The sequence below is a fragment of the Paenibacillus sp. J31R109 genome (genome assembly GCF_059692055.1).
The window spans coordinates 1,009,966-1,023,781 of the sequence record NZ_JCAUAR010000002.1; the positions used below are offsets into that span (position 1 = coordinate 1,009,966).

Annotated in this window: 11 protein-coding genes; 1 reads left to right on the plus strand and 10 read right to left on the minus strand. The window is 45.7% G+C overall.

The genetic code is table 11. The features are described 5' to 3' along the window. Positions 1-108: 108 nt before the first annotated feature. The 10 genes from AC58QT_RS10020 to AC58QT_RS10065 all read right to left on the minus strand — a co-directional run bounded on the left by AC58QT_RS10020 (position 109) and on the right by AC58QT_RS10065 (position 10,847). Positions 109-942 (minus strand): helix-turn-helix domain-containing protein, encoded by an 834-nt coding sequence (locus AC58QT_RS10020; RefSeq protein WP_497408794.1) that lies wholly within the window; start codon positions 940-942, stop codon positions 109-111. 83 nt (positions 943-1,025) lie between these two features. After that, complete coding sequence (locus AC58QT_RS10025; RefSeq protein WP_497408795.1) at positions 1,026-2,924, minus strand: FAD-dependent oxidoreductase; 1,899 nt, start codon at positions 2,922-2,924, stop codon at positions 1,026-1,028. Beyond that, positions 2,921-3,730, minus strand: coding sequence for a hypothetical protein (locus tag AC58QT_RS10030; protein ID WP_497408796.1), 810 nt, complete (start codon positions 3,728-3,730; stop codon positions 2,921-2,923). The genes AC58QT_RS10025 and AC58QT_RS10030 overlap by 4 nt, the downstream gene beginning before the upstream one ends. 148 nt (positions 3,731-3,878) lie before the next feature. Then, positions 3,879-4,766 (minus strand): AraC family transcriptional regulator, encoded by an 888-nt coding sequence (locus tag AC58QT_RS10035; protein WP_497408797.1) that lies wholly within the window; start codon positions 4,764-4,766, stop codon positions 3,879-3,881. A 108-nt stretch (positions 4,767-4,874) separates the two neighbouring features. Beyond that, on the minus strand, positions 4,875-5,564 hold the full coding sequence (locus AC58QT_RS10040) for an RraA family protein (RefSeq protein WP_497408798.1): 690 nt from the start codon (positions 5,562-5,564) through the stop codon (positions 4,875-4,877). Between the two features lie 23 nt (positions 5,565-5,587). After that, a complete protein-coding gene (locus tag AC58QT_RS10045) occupies positions 5,588-6,358 on the minus strand; it encodes an SDR family NAD(P)-dependent oxidoreductase (protein ID WP_497408799.1) in 771 nt (256 codons plus the stop codon). Next, positions 6,355-7,443, minus strand: a complete 1,089-nt coding sequence (locus AC58QT_RS10050; RefSeq protein ID WP_497408800.1) for a glycoside hydrolase family 88 protein — start codon at positions 7,441-7,443, stop codon at positions 6,355-6,357. The genes AC58QT_RS10045 and AC58QT_RS10050 overlap by 4 nt, the downstream gene beginning before the upstream one ends. Positions 7,444-7,874: 431 nt before the next feature. Then, complete coding sequence (locus AC58QT_RS10055) at positions 7,875-8,813, minus strand: 6-bladed beta-propeller (protein ID WP_497408872.1); 939 nt, start codon at positions 8,811-8,813, stop codon at positions 7,875-7,877. 133 nt (positions 8,814-8,946) lie between these two features. Then, a complete protein-coding gene (locus AC58QT_RS10060; RefSeq protein ID WP_497408801.1) occupies positions 8,947-9,870 on the minus strand; it encodes a Gfo/Idh/MocA family protein in 924 nt (307 codons plus the stop codon). An 80-nt stretch (positions 9,871-9,950) separates the two neighbouring features. After that, positions 9,951-10,847: an AraC family transcriptional regulator gene (locus tag AC58QT_RS10065; RefSeq protein ID WP_497408802.1), complete on the minus strand. Its 897-nt coding sequence runs from the start codon at positions 10,845-10,847 to the stop codon at positions 9,951-9,953. Positions 10,848-10,998: 151 nt separating this feature from the next. Between AC58QT_RS10065 and AC58QT_RS10070 the strand changes: the two genes are divergently transcribed. Continuing rightward, the gene (locus tag AC58QT_RS10070; RefSeq protein WP_497408803.1) at positions 10,999-13,692 is read left to right on the plus strand and encodes an MGH1-like glycoside hydrolase domain-containing protein; all 2,694 of its coding nucleotides are present in this window, start codon (positions 10,999-11,001) and stop codon (positions 13,690-13,692) included. Positions 13,693-13,816 lie beyond the last annotated feature (124 nt).

The window sequence follows — 13,816 nt, forward strand, 5'->3', positions numbered from 1 at the left end:
ACAAGTATTCTGTATATAAAAAATGCCAGCTCCACTTAATAGGGAGCTGGCATTTTTTATTTTGGGTACATGGATTGTTCCGCTTTCTCCTGTATTGGACTGGCATATCTATCCTTTCCGATATAATCTCGGCGATAACCCCACTTCTCTCGTGAACAATTTGGTAAAATACAAAGCGTCTTCATAGCCAAGTTCATTTGCAATGTGATTAATCGACGCCTGAGAACTACGCAGCAGATCCTTAGCCAGATCTAGGCGAACTCTGTGAATATACTGAACATAACTATAGCCGGTATGCTTCTTGAACAAGACGGAGAAATGGCTGACTGACATCGTACAGCGCTTGGCCATTTCCTCCCGTGTAACCGGTTGTCTATACGATGTATGCACATGTTCCATGGCAAGCCTTACCGATTCTATCACTTTTATCTCAGCTTTGCTGGAAGATCCTTGCCACGACTCGATGTTGTCCAATAACTGAATGAAACTTAATCTGGCACGCCATTCATACCCAGAAGGCTTATCGTTCCAAAGACTGTGCAGCGCTCGAAAATGTTCCAGTGCACTCATGTAATTTTGCAGCAATATCACATGTGGAAGCGGCAGTGCCGCAAAGGATTCTCTAGAGATCATGTCGAGACCCTCCCATTGCAGTAAACGATAATCAAAATGAACGGCTATATAGATTAAAGGGGAAGCCGGATTAGAGCGAAAACTCATTCTTCGGCCTGGAGGCGAGATGTGATAAAAACATCCCTGATGCAGCTGATACATGTGTCCATCAAGTTCGATCACACCTTCTCCACTAAGCACTAGACCCAGATTGCAAAACTGCGTTGCTGCCTTAAATACTTCATTGTTATTAGCTCGCCAGTGCTGCTCATCACGTATGAGAACAGCATTGATTCTTGGCATAAACCGATTCATGAATATTTGATCCATCGTGACTTCCTTTCCTCCAGCTAGGGACAAATGCAAGCAAGGCGGCACCCTCTTCTAAAAGAGAGTACTGCCTTGCTATTCGGTCAACTCCAGTGCTGCGTCATCCTTTGGTAAATAGATTCAACGCTGTTTCGCATCGCTTTTTTGAGGAATCCCTTTGCTTCTTTAATATGTGTTTTGAGCGTAATGGAAAGTTCGAATGTCGGATCAGCAAAACGGGAATCGATGATTTGTTGGATCGCTGCTCGCCACTCCGTGTGTTGCTCCGCAATTCGTAAGGCTGCCATCATGGAGAAGGAGAAGAATTGGAAATATAGTTCTTGGTTATCAAAAATAAATTCATCATTGTGCTTGTCGACTTCTATTTCCCCTATAAAGCTATCATCCTTCATAAAGGTAAGAAGTTCGGGCATAATGACTGTATCTTTCATCCTGCCTAGCAAGTAGATGGCTGCAAAAACGTGAGGTTGGTTATATTTTCTACTGGAAAGCGGCAAATAAAGATCTCTTTGGTAGACCATTTCACGGAGATTCACCAATGAAGCGGATTCACCGAGCAGTCCCAGCGCTATCGCGCTGTTTTTTCGCAGCAAATGATTCTCCTGCTGAAGCGTCCACGCAACTAAGTTATCTACAGCGCTCGCTCCATGACGATAGGCGGACCATATCGCAATACCTGACTTGTCACTGCTTAACCCCGCCTTCAACTCATCGAAGTCAGTCAACCATTCGGAGGTTGGTACTACCACAAGATTACCATCTTCTTGCGGAGTTATATCCCGGTACTCCATTTTCAATTCAGGCTTCAAACAATGGGTCTCAAGCAGCATCGGCAGCAACTCAGAATAAGAGACTGCTTTCAGTGGCATTTCCCCCTTGATGGACAAATACGCCATATTGGCTGCTGCCTCACCACATTTCTGCATATCTCTTCGTTGGCGTACGCAAGAGGCAATATCATGATCCAGTGATATACAGCGGCCAGCTGCTAATAGTCCATCATACCCTTTAGGAATCAACGCTCCCCTCGGCACAGGCACGTTCAAATTCAAGCCGAATAAGCTGGCAGCTACTAACCAATTTTGTTGCGTCTCACTTTCAAATGCCATATCTTTTCCGTGATTGTCTAGGTTAGAGAAGGCATAAAATATCGGTTCTTGCGTGCCCTCATCCGCCAGAAATTGTTGGAAAACAACTTGCTCTTCCCCAATAATATTCCGGCTCTCACGAATGCCCAGTAATTGTGTCGTCTTTAACAGCAAATGTTCCTCGCTATACGACTTTTCGAGATGTGTGCCTAATAGATTAGATTCGATAATTGCACGAGTCACATCGTTGGGATCAGCTACATCGATATACCCGGAATCAGTGTAGAAATTGGATATGCGATAATTGGCAGACATTTTCATCAATACATTGGAAAATGGTTGCGATTGGCCATCGAGTTCGCGTCCCGATTGGAAATCGCAGCCTGCCAGCTCGCAAACTTCGGCATTGCCTGTACTATCAATGATCACTTTCGCAGAAGTATGATGAATGCCCAAGGGTGAGCACCAACGTAGTCCAACTGCCTTATTGGCCTCCATATAAACGCCAATGACGTATGATTCATATTCAACGGTTACCTCTGATTTCAGCAGTTCTTGTTCACCAACCCAGCTTTTTAACTCCGCGTGAACGGAGGTGAACGAGACAAAATCTTTCTGCTTTTGAAGGCGGGTTACCTCACGATCAATATTCTCGAAAAGTCCTCCACGGTTTCCGTAATAATAAGCGTACACGCCGCCAGGACCACCGGTGCCGCCTATCATGTTCAGCCGCTCAATGGCAAGTACGCGCAGTCCTTTACGTGCTGCACCTAACGCAGCCATAGAACCTGCAGTGCCAAGCCCAACGACAATGACATCGTAGTGATCCTGCAGTTCAAGCTCCTTCATGGGCTTAATCACGAGCTGACCAGCTTGCTTCTCATGTAAGTTCATCGTGCGTCCCCCTCATACCCTTGCTCAAAGGCCTCAAACTGGTCCTCATAATAGGCGGATGGCAACCAGTGCCAAGAGGAGGATAATTCGTAGCGAGGCAACGAATAACTCATTTCAAACTCATCAGCATGCGTTACGAAGGCACAATCCCTTATCGAATCCGGCCTATTTAGCCAAAAATGGAATAGCTCATTGCGAGCAGACGCCCAATCCGTACCAATGGAGACGGGATATTTTAGCACAACTTGTGAGGCAAATCGGCCTTTTTTAACTGTGTATTCCCTTAAATCGTCGTCACTTGGCTGACCCATCGTATCTTGATACCCCTGAATGAGCATATTTAGACTCCTTGCAGTGGGTGAATACGACTCGGGCTTCGTACTGCATCGTGCTGTTGTATCAATGAGTTCATCCGTGATTATGGTTCGCAATCCCGAGGCATCATAGCAAGTGACCTCATACTGATGGAGTAAGCGCTTCACTTCAACCACAGCCGTTTGCAATCTTACATCAAGCTTGGCTTGGGATATATGATGCATTAACACATGCATAAGTCCTGGCAAGTGTAATTTAGTATTCATAGCGGTTCGTAAATTACGTTCGATACACTCCTGTGTCATCCGTTGTCCAAGAGGTGTGACGGTTTCATAGACAGCATCTGTCCATTTATAGCTTCTTATAAATTCATTACCAACACCACTTGTCATTTCCAAAGTAATGGCTTCTTTTCCTTTACGGAAAGCAATACCCAATCCTCGCAACGAAGCTCCGATGATGAGAGTTGGGATATATTCAGGAAGGCTCATACGAATCTCTCCTTGTTCGTAGATTCCCCAATCGGCCGAATGTGGAAAATAAGATGATTTATATTTTTGATTATACGCTGATTTTATAAGGAGTAAATGGACGATAAGGCAGAATATATGGTCAATTGTTCGATTCTAATCATGAACCTTATAACTCTTTTCTATATTGCATAGGCGTTACACCCGTTAGTTTCTTAAACATACGATTGAAGTGTCCAGCATGATTAAAACCAACATAGTATTGGATTTCTGTGACATTGAGATCTGTCCCTCTTAACAACTCCATAGCCTTATGAATCCGTAGATTGTTGATATATTCTGTCAAAGTAAGACCCAACATGGTCTTGAACATATGGCTAAAGTAAGTAGGCGCCATTGCCGCCATTTCTGCCAAACTATCGAGTTTTAATTCTTCGTGGAAATTTTGCTTAATAAATGTGACCGTATCGAAAAAGGCCTTGCGGTGAATGTGGATGGTCGTTCCTTCTTTGCGGTTCTCAACAAAATTACGGAACTCTCGACCCGCGATAATGAGCAGCCGAAGCAGATCAGCTCGTATAGCTAACGGATAGCCTTCATCCTTCTCCCCTAATTCCTGCTGCATATTGGCAATCAGATCTTCAACTTTCAATTGATTTGAGCTGGAGATGTTCAGTTTGGGAAGCTGCTTGTCACCAATAGCTAGAATAGGCTGCAAATAGGTAAAATCAACAAAACTGTTCATCGTCGTCAAATCATGCATACTTTCATTAATGAATGTCGGTGAAAAATCGATTTGGACCAGCTCAACTTCTTTCCCTGGAATCATCGACAAAGAGTGCTCAAGAAAAGGGGGGATGGAGAACAAATCCCCTTTCATCAGCACAGCTTCATTATCGCGTATTCGATTCTTGCAGCTGCCTTTCAGCACATAACAGATTTGGAACTGGTCGTGCGCATGTACATCACTTCTCATATTTTCATTATTTCGCAATCGCAATTGAAAAGGAAAATGGTCTGACGTGTAGTCCTTCAGTTTATAAAGAATAGGTTCCATGAGAGGACGCCTCCTGCTGATTAACATGCTAGGTTTCATCCTCTCATTTTCGCACTGTGTTGGAGGTTTATCAACTTAACTTGCATCAAGATGCAATCCCACCAACGCTTACAGGATGCCAAACTTTTTAAATGCATCCGTACACAACATACCCTGCTGCAACGCTTCCCGAACTAAGTTCTCACCCTCAGCCTTCTCAATCGCTAACTTGATTACCTCTTCTTCAATTTCTCGTGGAACAACGACAATGCCATCACGGTCCCCGACAATCAGTTCGCCTGGTTGAATGACCACGCCGCCAATCTTTACAGGAATTTGATACCCAATCACATCTATGCGTCCTTTAGAATCCGTTGGCTGTTGACCGCGCGAATACATGGGAAACTGCATATCCAAAATTTTACCGCTGTCTCTGTTGAGTCCGTCTACCAATGCACCTCGGCCACCTCTAGCACGACAGGCCGTTGAAAGCAGTTCGCCCCAGAATGCCGCATGATTGGGGGCACCGGTATGCACCACGAAGATCTCACCTTGCTTCATGCTGTCTACCGCTTCCATTTGCAGCTTGTATGGTTCCTTAGGGATTTCAAACACTTCAGCTGCCAGCACGGTAAAGGCTCTTCCGAAAAGCTTCAAGGATGGATCCAGCGCGCGAATGCCACAGTCTAACGTTTGGTGACGATATCCTAGATCGTCCAAGATATCAGAAACGACGGCAGCATACAGCTTTTCTTCCAGTTCACTCCCCGTATATCCGGCAATCGTAATTTCTTGTGTTTGTGCTTGCGTTTGTGTCATGTTTAATGCCTCCTCTTATTCGCTTAGCGCATGAACATGCCGCCATTAATTTCAATTGTTTCTCCCGTTACATAATCAGCCAAGCTGGAAACGAGATATAACACCGCACCAGCAACATCATCAGGCGTGCCTTCCCGTCCTAATGGAATGCCATTAACGGTTGCCTTACGCGCTTCATCCGAAGTGAATGTTGCATGGAAGGCTGTCTGTCCGATAAAGCCGGGCGATACACAATTCACGGTGATTTGGCTTGCTGCCAATTCTTTTGCCAACCCCTTAGCATACGTAATTACGGCTGCTTTGCTTGCTGCATAAATCGTCGCTCCAGGTCCGCCGCCATTATGTGCTGCCAGCGATGTCAAGTTAATAATCCGTCCGTGTCCTTTGGCTTTCATGCCTGGAATAACCCTTTTGCTTGTAAAGACCGTTCCTTTAAAATTGACATCCATAATGCGCGAATATAAGTCTTCTGTCATTTCACTGTTCGCGCAACGCTGAATAAGATGGCCGGCATTGTTGATCAAAATATCGATACTGCCACCAAACGCTGCCTCCGCGCTGCTTACTCCTCTTTCAATATCCGATGGCTGCGTAACATCAGCTTGAATAGCGATGGCCGTCCCGCCGGCTGCACGAATATCAGTGACAACCTGTTCGGCCTCTTCACGATTGGTGAGGTAACTAAGCGCCACTTTCACGCCTTGTGCGCCAAGCATTAGCGCAATGGCTCGACCGATGCCTTTATTGCCTCCAGTAATTAACGCATGCTGATCCTGCAGTTGAAACAAGTTCACTTCGTACCTACCCCCTGATTAGCTTGTGCAGTTTCAAAGCTGGCGCCAGCTAAAAGAATTAATCCAATCACAAAATCACGTGGACTATCAAAGTTATTCTCCCCAAATCCATCGACGATGGCAGGTTTAGCCCACCCTGTATAAGCGCGCGTTGGTCGCCCTTCTTCCGTTACGAATCGTGCTGATGCCTCCCATGCACGCTTTGCTGCATCCTCATATTCCGAAGCTAGAATGCCGAGTTGCACACCATCTCTGAGTACTAAAGCCAACATGGATGGCGCCGTGCAATCTACTGGCGTGTCTGATCGGTCAAGCAACAAGTGGAAGCCTCCGTCATCTCGTTGGACACCCACAACGCCTTTGGCTAGCTTTCGCAGGGCATTTGCAAATCCTTCATATTCTTCATGATTGGGATCCATGTACTTCAGTGTATTAACCAAGGCTCCGCCTAACCAGCCGCTTGCTCTGCTCCAATACTTATTGGGCAATCCTTCGTGCGACCAAAGCGTGTGAGCAAGTCCATTTTCTTGATTGTGAAATAGAGCGGTGTACGCGCGCAGCTGGTGAACAGCCTGCTCCAGATAGAACGCTTTGCCTGTAAGCTTAGCTGCAATAGCCAGAATAGGCGACGCAAAGTAACAGGTATCTGGAATCACGAAATTAGCATCATCATCGTGATATACGCAGCCATGCGCGCTCCGCGAAGCTCGGTGTAAAATATAGCTGGCAATCGCATCCGCAACATCTGCTGGTCCAGTACCAAGCGATAGCTTTGCTAATCCTGGTGATGTGTAGGCAAGCCCCCAATGGCCGCAATACGCAGTAAAAGGAATCGGACCTTCACGCAAGATTTTGGACTTGATCCCTGTATAACCGCTGTAAAACTCAGCATCCGTCAGTGAATGATCATTCTCCTGATGAAACTTGAACCATTTCGCTGCAAATTCCCCGTATTTGCTGTCTCCTGTCGCCTCACCCCACGCTAGCAGCGCAGTAATCAATAATGAACCATCCCAGTCCGTATTAATACTCAGCGGATTTCTGGACATGACCCCTTGTAGCATGTTTTCAATGGATGTTTTCATGGTTTGGCTCCCTTCCTTCGATACGCTTTTATTGTAACGAAGCGTGCCATAGCGAACATTCAGTTTGTTATGATTTTCTTGCTTTATTTTATGAAATGCTTACTTCGTCCTCGGAAAGTCAGAATCTAAAAAAAGGATGCGAATCTGCATCTTTTTCCACTAGAGAAGTCGTGTTCAATTAGGAAAGATGCAATTGTGCATCTTTTTCCACCGCATTTACCCTTTTTATGGAATAATGGGAAAAAAGGATGTATTTTCGCAGCAATTCCTCGATAAACGGTCTATTCTCCTTAAAAAAGATGTATTTTTGCAGTTCTCTGTTCCTATCGAGATGCTGAATGGGAACCAAAAAATCCAAACCATACAAATTCTTTAGACGTCAAAAAAAACCGCACACCAGCGCGGTTTCAATACATAAGACATTCAACTGTTTATACGCGTACCAACTTCGTAATCCGCCCATCGATGACCCACTCCGCAATGTACACATTGCTTTGAGAATCGACACAAACCCCATGCGGTGAACTCAATTTATTGTCACGATAATAGGATTTGCTAATGTTAGGCCAACCTTCTTGCCCCTTCGCTTGCCGATCCTCGCCAAGATGTGCAACGAGTCTGTCATGGCCATCAAATATGCTAACACGTGAGTATAGATCAGGAATGTACATTTCCTCACCATGAAAGAAAAAGGAGCAAGGCATATCCAAATCATCATCCAAGCTGCGTATAAATGAACCATCTAGGGTGAAAACCTGAATACGATGGTTGCCTCGATCAGCCACATAAATTTCAGGTTCACTTCTGCGCAGATCGATCGAAATACCGTGCGGACATTTGAATTCACCGAGCTCAGAACCTTTGCCTCCCCATGAACGCAAATATTCGCCATCCGCTGTAAATTGATGTACCCAACTTTGTCCATAGCCATCCGAAACATAGATGTCACCGTTAGGTGCGACTGCCACGTCAGTTGGCACATATTTTCGTTCATCATCATAAATATCAGGTCGATCTGGAACGCCAATCGTAAGTAACTTCTCCCCTGCCAGTGTCGTCTTCACAACAATACCCTGTTTCGTATCCGTCACATAAAGAAATTCGCCCTCTTGCTCCTGATGTAAATAGAAACCGTGAGCTCCGCCCGCGAATTCCTCGCCCCATGCCGTAACAAAGCTGCCATCTGATTCAAAAACTAAGACACTGGGCTTGCCAGTATGGAAAATATAGACACGGTCGTTTTTGTCCGTCACGATGCCGTGGGTATAGCCAAGCTCAACGGTAGATGGAACTTGAAGCCAATCCGATTGCACCTCATATAAATGAGAAGTATTACCCGCATACAAACGCTTCGTCTTTTGTGCCTCCATTTTTACCACACAGCCCTTCTATATTATAATTATTTTGTTCCTATCATTCGGAGTTCCACCATTTATATTAACAAATTATGGACATGAATACTTGCACTATTTTAAGTAAAATTGTGTTTCTTTCAGCCTAGCGCTACTTCCCCATCTGCTTATAAAGCATATCCATCACTTGTTGGGTATAGAGTGCTACTCGGCCTGTAGTTAATGGCTCTTCTCTCGATTGTACGCAAGTTGCGAAATGTTGTAACTGCTGGCGAAAGCCAAAAGAATTACCGCTGCTACCAGGTCCGGCCAACCCAAATACCTTCTCTGTGATTTGGTATCCTTCTTTTACTTTAAGGATATTTGGAGCCTGTATTTCCACAGTGGTCCCTTGACCATACAGCTTAACGGTCTCCTCCCACATCCCTGCACAGCCGCTCATTAAGAAATGACCCTTAATCCCGTTGTCAAAGGTAAACTGCGCTTGAACAGTAGACTCTCTTCCATCTGGTCCAAAAGTGCTGTTCACGGAACATGCCGTTACTCGGCCCTCACTCAACCAAAGCAACGTATCCAGTGCATGGATGCCGAAATCCATCATAGGCTTATCTCTGAAATAGGTCATATGTTTGACCTTCTCCACGGAAATCAGTTCAATTTGGCCTGCCCTTACGACTTGCTTAGCTTCGAGGAAAGGGCCAGCAAATCTTCGATTGAGTCCAACCATATAGATCGCTTGCTTGCGCTCTCCAAGCTTGACGAGCTCCTCCGCCTGCTCTAACGTCTCTGCCATCGGCTTCTCACTAAGCACATCAATGCCATGCTCAAGCAATGTCCGAACAATCTGGTACGTAGCCTGATAAGGCGTTAACACAAGTACCGCATCCAAATCGATATTCAAAAGCTCGTCCACATTGCTGAAAAGATTGGGTATATGGTATTTCCTTGATACGTCACTTAACCGCGTCTGGTCAGGGTCCACAACGCATACAATCTCGATATCCTTCATCTGCATTAACGCTGGCAAATATTCGGTTAGTGCGATGAACCCCAGACCCACAATACCTATTTTCATGCCTCACCTCTCCTTTCTCATCCCTTATCATAGAGAAGTCGTTATTGGTAATGCTTGCACTATGTTCAGATTATTTGTACTTAATCTCCTACAAAAAGATTACGCCTCGACATATATTTCTTCGGAGAACAGCCATAGTGCCTTCTAAATAATTGATAAAATTGAGCCGGACTAACAAAGCCCACCTTAGCGCTGATTTCAGTAATGGAAGATGACTCCGTTAGCAGAAGCTGCTCCGCTCGTTTCATTCTACGAAGTTGAACATACTCCGTGAAAGTGATTCCCATCGCTTTCTTAAACATTTTGGCAAAATAACTACTGTTGTAATTCAGCTTGGAGCTAACATCCTCAAGCTGGCATCTATCCTCCAACAATTGCTCAATGTAGTCGAGTGCTGGGCTAAGTTTCAAGGCAAACTGCGGATCCATAGGGACGATAACGTGCTCATCGTCATATTTGACCAGGATATAGAGAAGCCGTTTCAACGTAGCATTAACAGATAGCTCGTATCCTCGTTGCTTCGTTGTCATATCTTCCAACAAATCGTTTAATAACTGACTGATGTCCGTCCTGCATTGCGGGTACTTGCTGAAGAGGCTGTTTAGTCGCGTCAGGTTGGCAGATCGTCCCGTCCAAGCGGCAAAATAAGGCATCAAAGTCTGATCCATGAACGCCGCCATGTCGACATGACAAACGAGATAGGTTAATTCCTGTTCCATATGTTTGTGGGAGCGATGAATTTCATTGGAGCCAAACAAGACAACATCTCCCGTTTCTAGCTTGTACGCTCGTTGTGTCGTTTCCATTGTCATCGATCCCTGAAGAATAAGAATCCATTCCACTTCCTCATGGTAATGCCATGGTCCATATAAGTCTGAATGAATGGCTGGATGGTGAATCCCCCAAATTTTCAAGCGCAAATTCGGATTTGAATAATCCACTCTCTCTTTATCGTAAGCTTCCAAATCGACGTTCAATCTGCATCAACCTCGCTCTGATCTCAATTCCTTCCAGTGTAACACGAATATCCGATATCAAGATAAAAATGACGGATTATAAGACGTATTTTACTAAGCATTGATCTAAAATGAAGATAAACTACGATCTCATGATAAGGAGCAATCATCGATGAAGGAACTACAGAACACCCATGATTTGCGGCTGCCTGATTGGGGCCCTTACACGAAGCAATATATCGGCATCTCCCACATTAGTGACCAAGCGCGCGGTTTGCGTTTTGATCTTAGCCTAATGCCTGGCTTCTACCGACGGAAAATGGATATTCCCAGTGTCCTGTGGGAGTCTGGTTATCACCCCTGGGAAGCGGCGCCTGATTATAGCTACTACGCCCATCGACACGAGCTGGAGTGGAAAGATCAAGTTTATACCGATATTTCTTTCTGCAAAGTGGATGACGACAGCCGTCTAGTCCGCGCTTCACTTGTCAATCGAACAGAACATCCGCAAAATCTCGTGTTGCATTGGATGGCTTCGTTACATCCCCCCCGTCTTCCGGGACATGGCCAGGCGCATATTTTTGCCGAGGCTCAACTTCCCGAGGGGGCGGTTTGGATGGATGCCCTTGATTATAAAGAACTGACTTTCGCACGACCACGCCCTGCAGACGGACTCGGATATGACGGATTTCTGCGTGGTGAAGTTCGCGGACAACATTGGACTGGCGGCTCTGCCATAGGCCAAGGCTTCGGAACAGACAAGGGTGACACACTTGTCTACGAATGGACTTCCTCTCGTCACTTGCATAACGGTCTATTGCTAGCGAGATACAAAGCGGATCACGATGGCGAACTACGCATAACCATCCAGAACTGTGCCTATTACTTGCCATTGGAGAAAACAAATGAAGCAATCACCGCTCAAATCGACATAGGGCAATTGCCAGCAGGTGACTATATCATTGAACTTTGTTCCACAGGTTCGGGAGCGATAGAATTCGATGGATTCACCCTCATCGAAGAACAAGAACAACAGGCTGTTGCTTTTCCTGATATTCCGTGGCGCACAGAGCCAGAACGGCTCGAAGGTCCTGTCCCTGGAAGCTTAATTTTACGCTATCCGGATAGCACCTATCACTACGGGTTGATGTGGGATTACGCCGACGTTGAAATTCGGGCGTATAAAAATGATGAGTTGGACCGCTTTGCGCGCCATACGGTTCATAATCACGTAGACGAAGTTCTACATGGCAATGATAAAGGACATTTTACAAATATTTTTATGAGACCGATTCATGTATTGCCTCAATCATCAACGGTCCTACATGGCATGGTTTGCTCTGGCACCTATGAAGCTGTTACGCAAAAGCTGTTGAACTTTCAGCTTACCTCTACACATTGCGAAACTATTTATCAAGCAGCAAGGTTAGGTCTTGAACGACCTGCCTCCTATGAGACCGGTGATCCCTATGCCTTTGGTCAACAGTTAATGCGAGCCACCTTGTTAACCAATACCGTATTCCCCGTGTATACCAAACGAAGCTATATTCGCCATAGTACACCCGGCCGCTGGTGGGATTCGTTGTATACATGGGATTCCGGCTTTATTGGACTCGGCTTCTCCGAGTTGGACGTTCAGCGCGCAGTCGACTGTCTAAATGCGTATATGACGGAGCCTGGCGATACGCAGGCAGCGTTCATCCACCATGGAAGTCCTGTGCCCGTGCAGCATTATCTGTTTCTCGAACTATGGAATTGTACACGTTCTCCAGCGCTTTTGGATCATTTTTATACGCGCCTGCGGCAATATTATCGATTCCTCTCTGGCAAAATTCAAGGCTCCACAACGAGCTCTATGCGTTCAGACTTGCTAAAAACATGGGATTACTTCTACAATTCCGGTGGTTGGGACGATTATCCACCGCAGAAACACGTACATTTCGAAGGGCTGAAAGCAACGGTTTCCCCCATTATAACTACGAGTCAAGCTATCCGTACGGCCAAGATTTTAAAAATGGCTGCCACAATGCGAAGCGAATGGCAGCCAGATATGGCGGAATATGATGCCGACATCCGCAAATGGTCCGAAGCGCTTGAGCGTTATGCTTGGGATGAAGAAGCTGGCTATTATGGCTATGTCGTGCATGACGAACAAGGCGTGCCTCTGCACATTCTTCGGCACGAATCCGGGGCCAATTACAACATGGGCATGGATGGATTATATCCACTGGTTGCTGGCGTATGTTCAAGAGAACGCGCCGAAAGATTGATAGCCGCTCTTTTTGACGAGAACCGATGCTGGACATCCATTGGTCTGTCTACAGTGGACCAGAGTGCGCCTTACTATCGCGCGGACGGCTATTGGAATGGCGCTGTATGGATGCCGCATCAATGGTTTTTCTGGAAAACGATGCTTGATCTGGGTCATGCTGATCTTGCCAATCTGATTGCCACTACGGCACTTGATCTTTGGCAACGGGAAACTGAACTTACCTATAACTGCTATGAACATTTCATCGTTCAAACAGGTCGCGGAGCCGGATGGCACCATTTTGGCGGCTTGTCTGCACCGGTATTGAATTGGTTTGCTGCGTATTATGAAATAGGCAAAGTATCAACCGGGTTTAACGTATGGATGATTTCGCAGCAATTCAATGAGGATTGCACAGAGTTCCAAGCAAAATTCCATTACGGTGCGAGTTCGCAGCAAGCATTCTACATGCTGGTTAATATGTCCTTAGACCAGCATTACGCAGTCGAAGGCATTGGCTGTGCGGTTCAAGCCGTCGTTCGTGAAAGCGGAGGACTAGAACTGCGAATTGAAGACTGTCAGCCACAGGCATCGATCTGGATAAAAGCCATTTAGCCTTGCGTTGTCCCTATCTAGATTCTCCTACCTTATGTAGTGAAAAGAAAAACGCCCTTCCATTCATGGAAGAGCGTTTTCTTTTCAGAGCGTAACGTTTGGGTAACGGTCATAGGCTGCTTGA

Excerpts from the sequence above, each read along its gene's own strand:
- AC58QT_RS10020 (WP_497408794.1), bottom strand. The coding sequence starts at position 942 with ATGGATCAAATATTCATGAATCGGTTTATGCCAAGAATCAATGCTGTT.
- AC58QT_RS10025 (WP_497408795.1), bottom strand. The coding sequence starts at position 2,924 with ATGAACTTACATGAGAAGCAAGCTGGTCAGCTCGTGATTAAGCCCATG.
- AC58QT_RS10030 (WP_497408796.1), bottom strand. The coding sequence starts at position 3,730 with ATGAGCCTTCCTGAATATATCCCAACTCTCATCATCGGAGCTTCGTTG.
- AC58QT_RS10035 (WP_497408797.1), bottom strand. The coding sequence starts at position 4,766 with ATGGAACCTATTCTTTATAAACTGAAGGACTACACGTCAGACCATTTT.
- AC58QT_RS10040 (WP_497408798.1), bottom strand. The coding sequence starts at position 5,564 with ATGACACAAACGCAAGCACAAACACAAGAAATTACGATTGCCGGATAT.
- AC58QT_RS10050 (WP_497408800.1), bottom strand. The coding sequence starts at position 7,443 with ATGAAAACATCCATTGAAAACATGCTACAAGGGGTCATGTCCAGAAAT.
- AC58QT_RS10055 (WP_497408872.1), bottom strand. The coding sequence starts at position 8,813 with ATGGAGGCACAAAAGACGAAGCGTTTGTATGCGGGTAATACTTCTCAT.
- AC58QT_RS10060 (WP_497408801.1), bottom strand. The coding sequence starts at position 9,870 with ATGAAAATAGGTATTGTGGGTCTGGGGTTCATCGCACTAACCGAATAT.
- AC58QT_RS10070 (WP_497408803.1), top strand. The coding sequence starts at position 10,999 with ATGAAGGAACTACAGAACACCCATGATTTGCGGCTGCCTGATTGGGGC.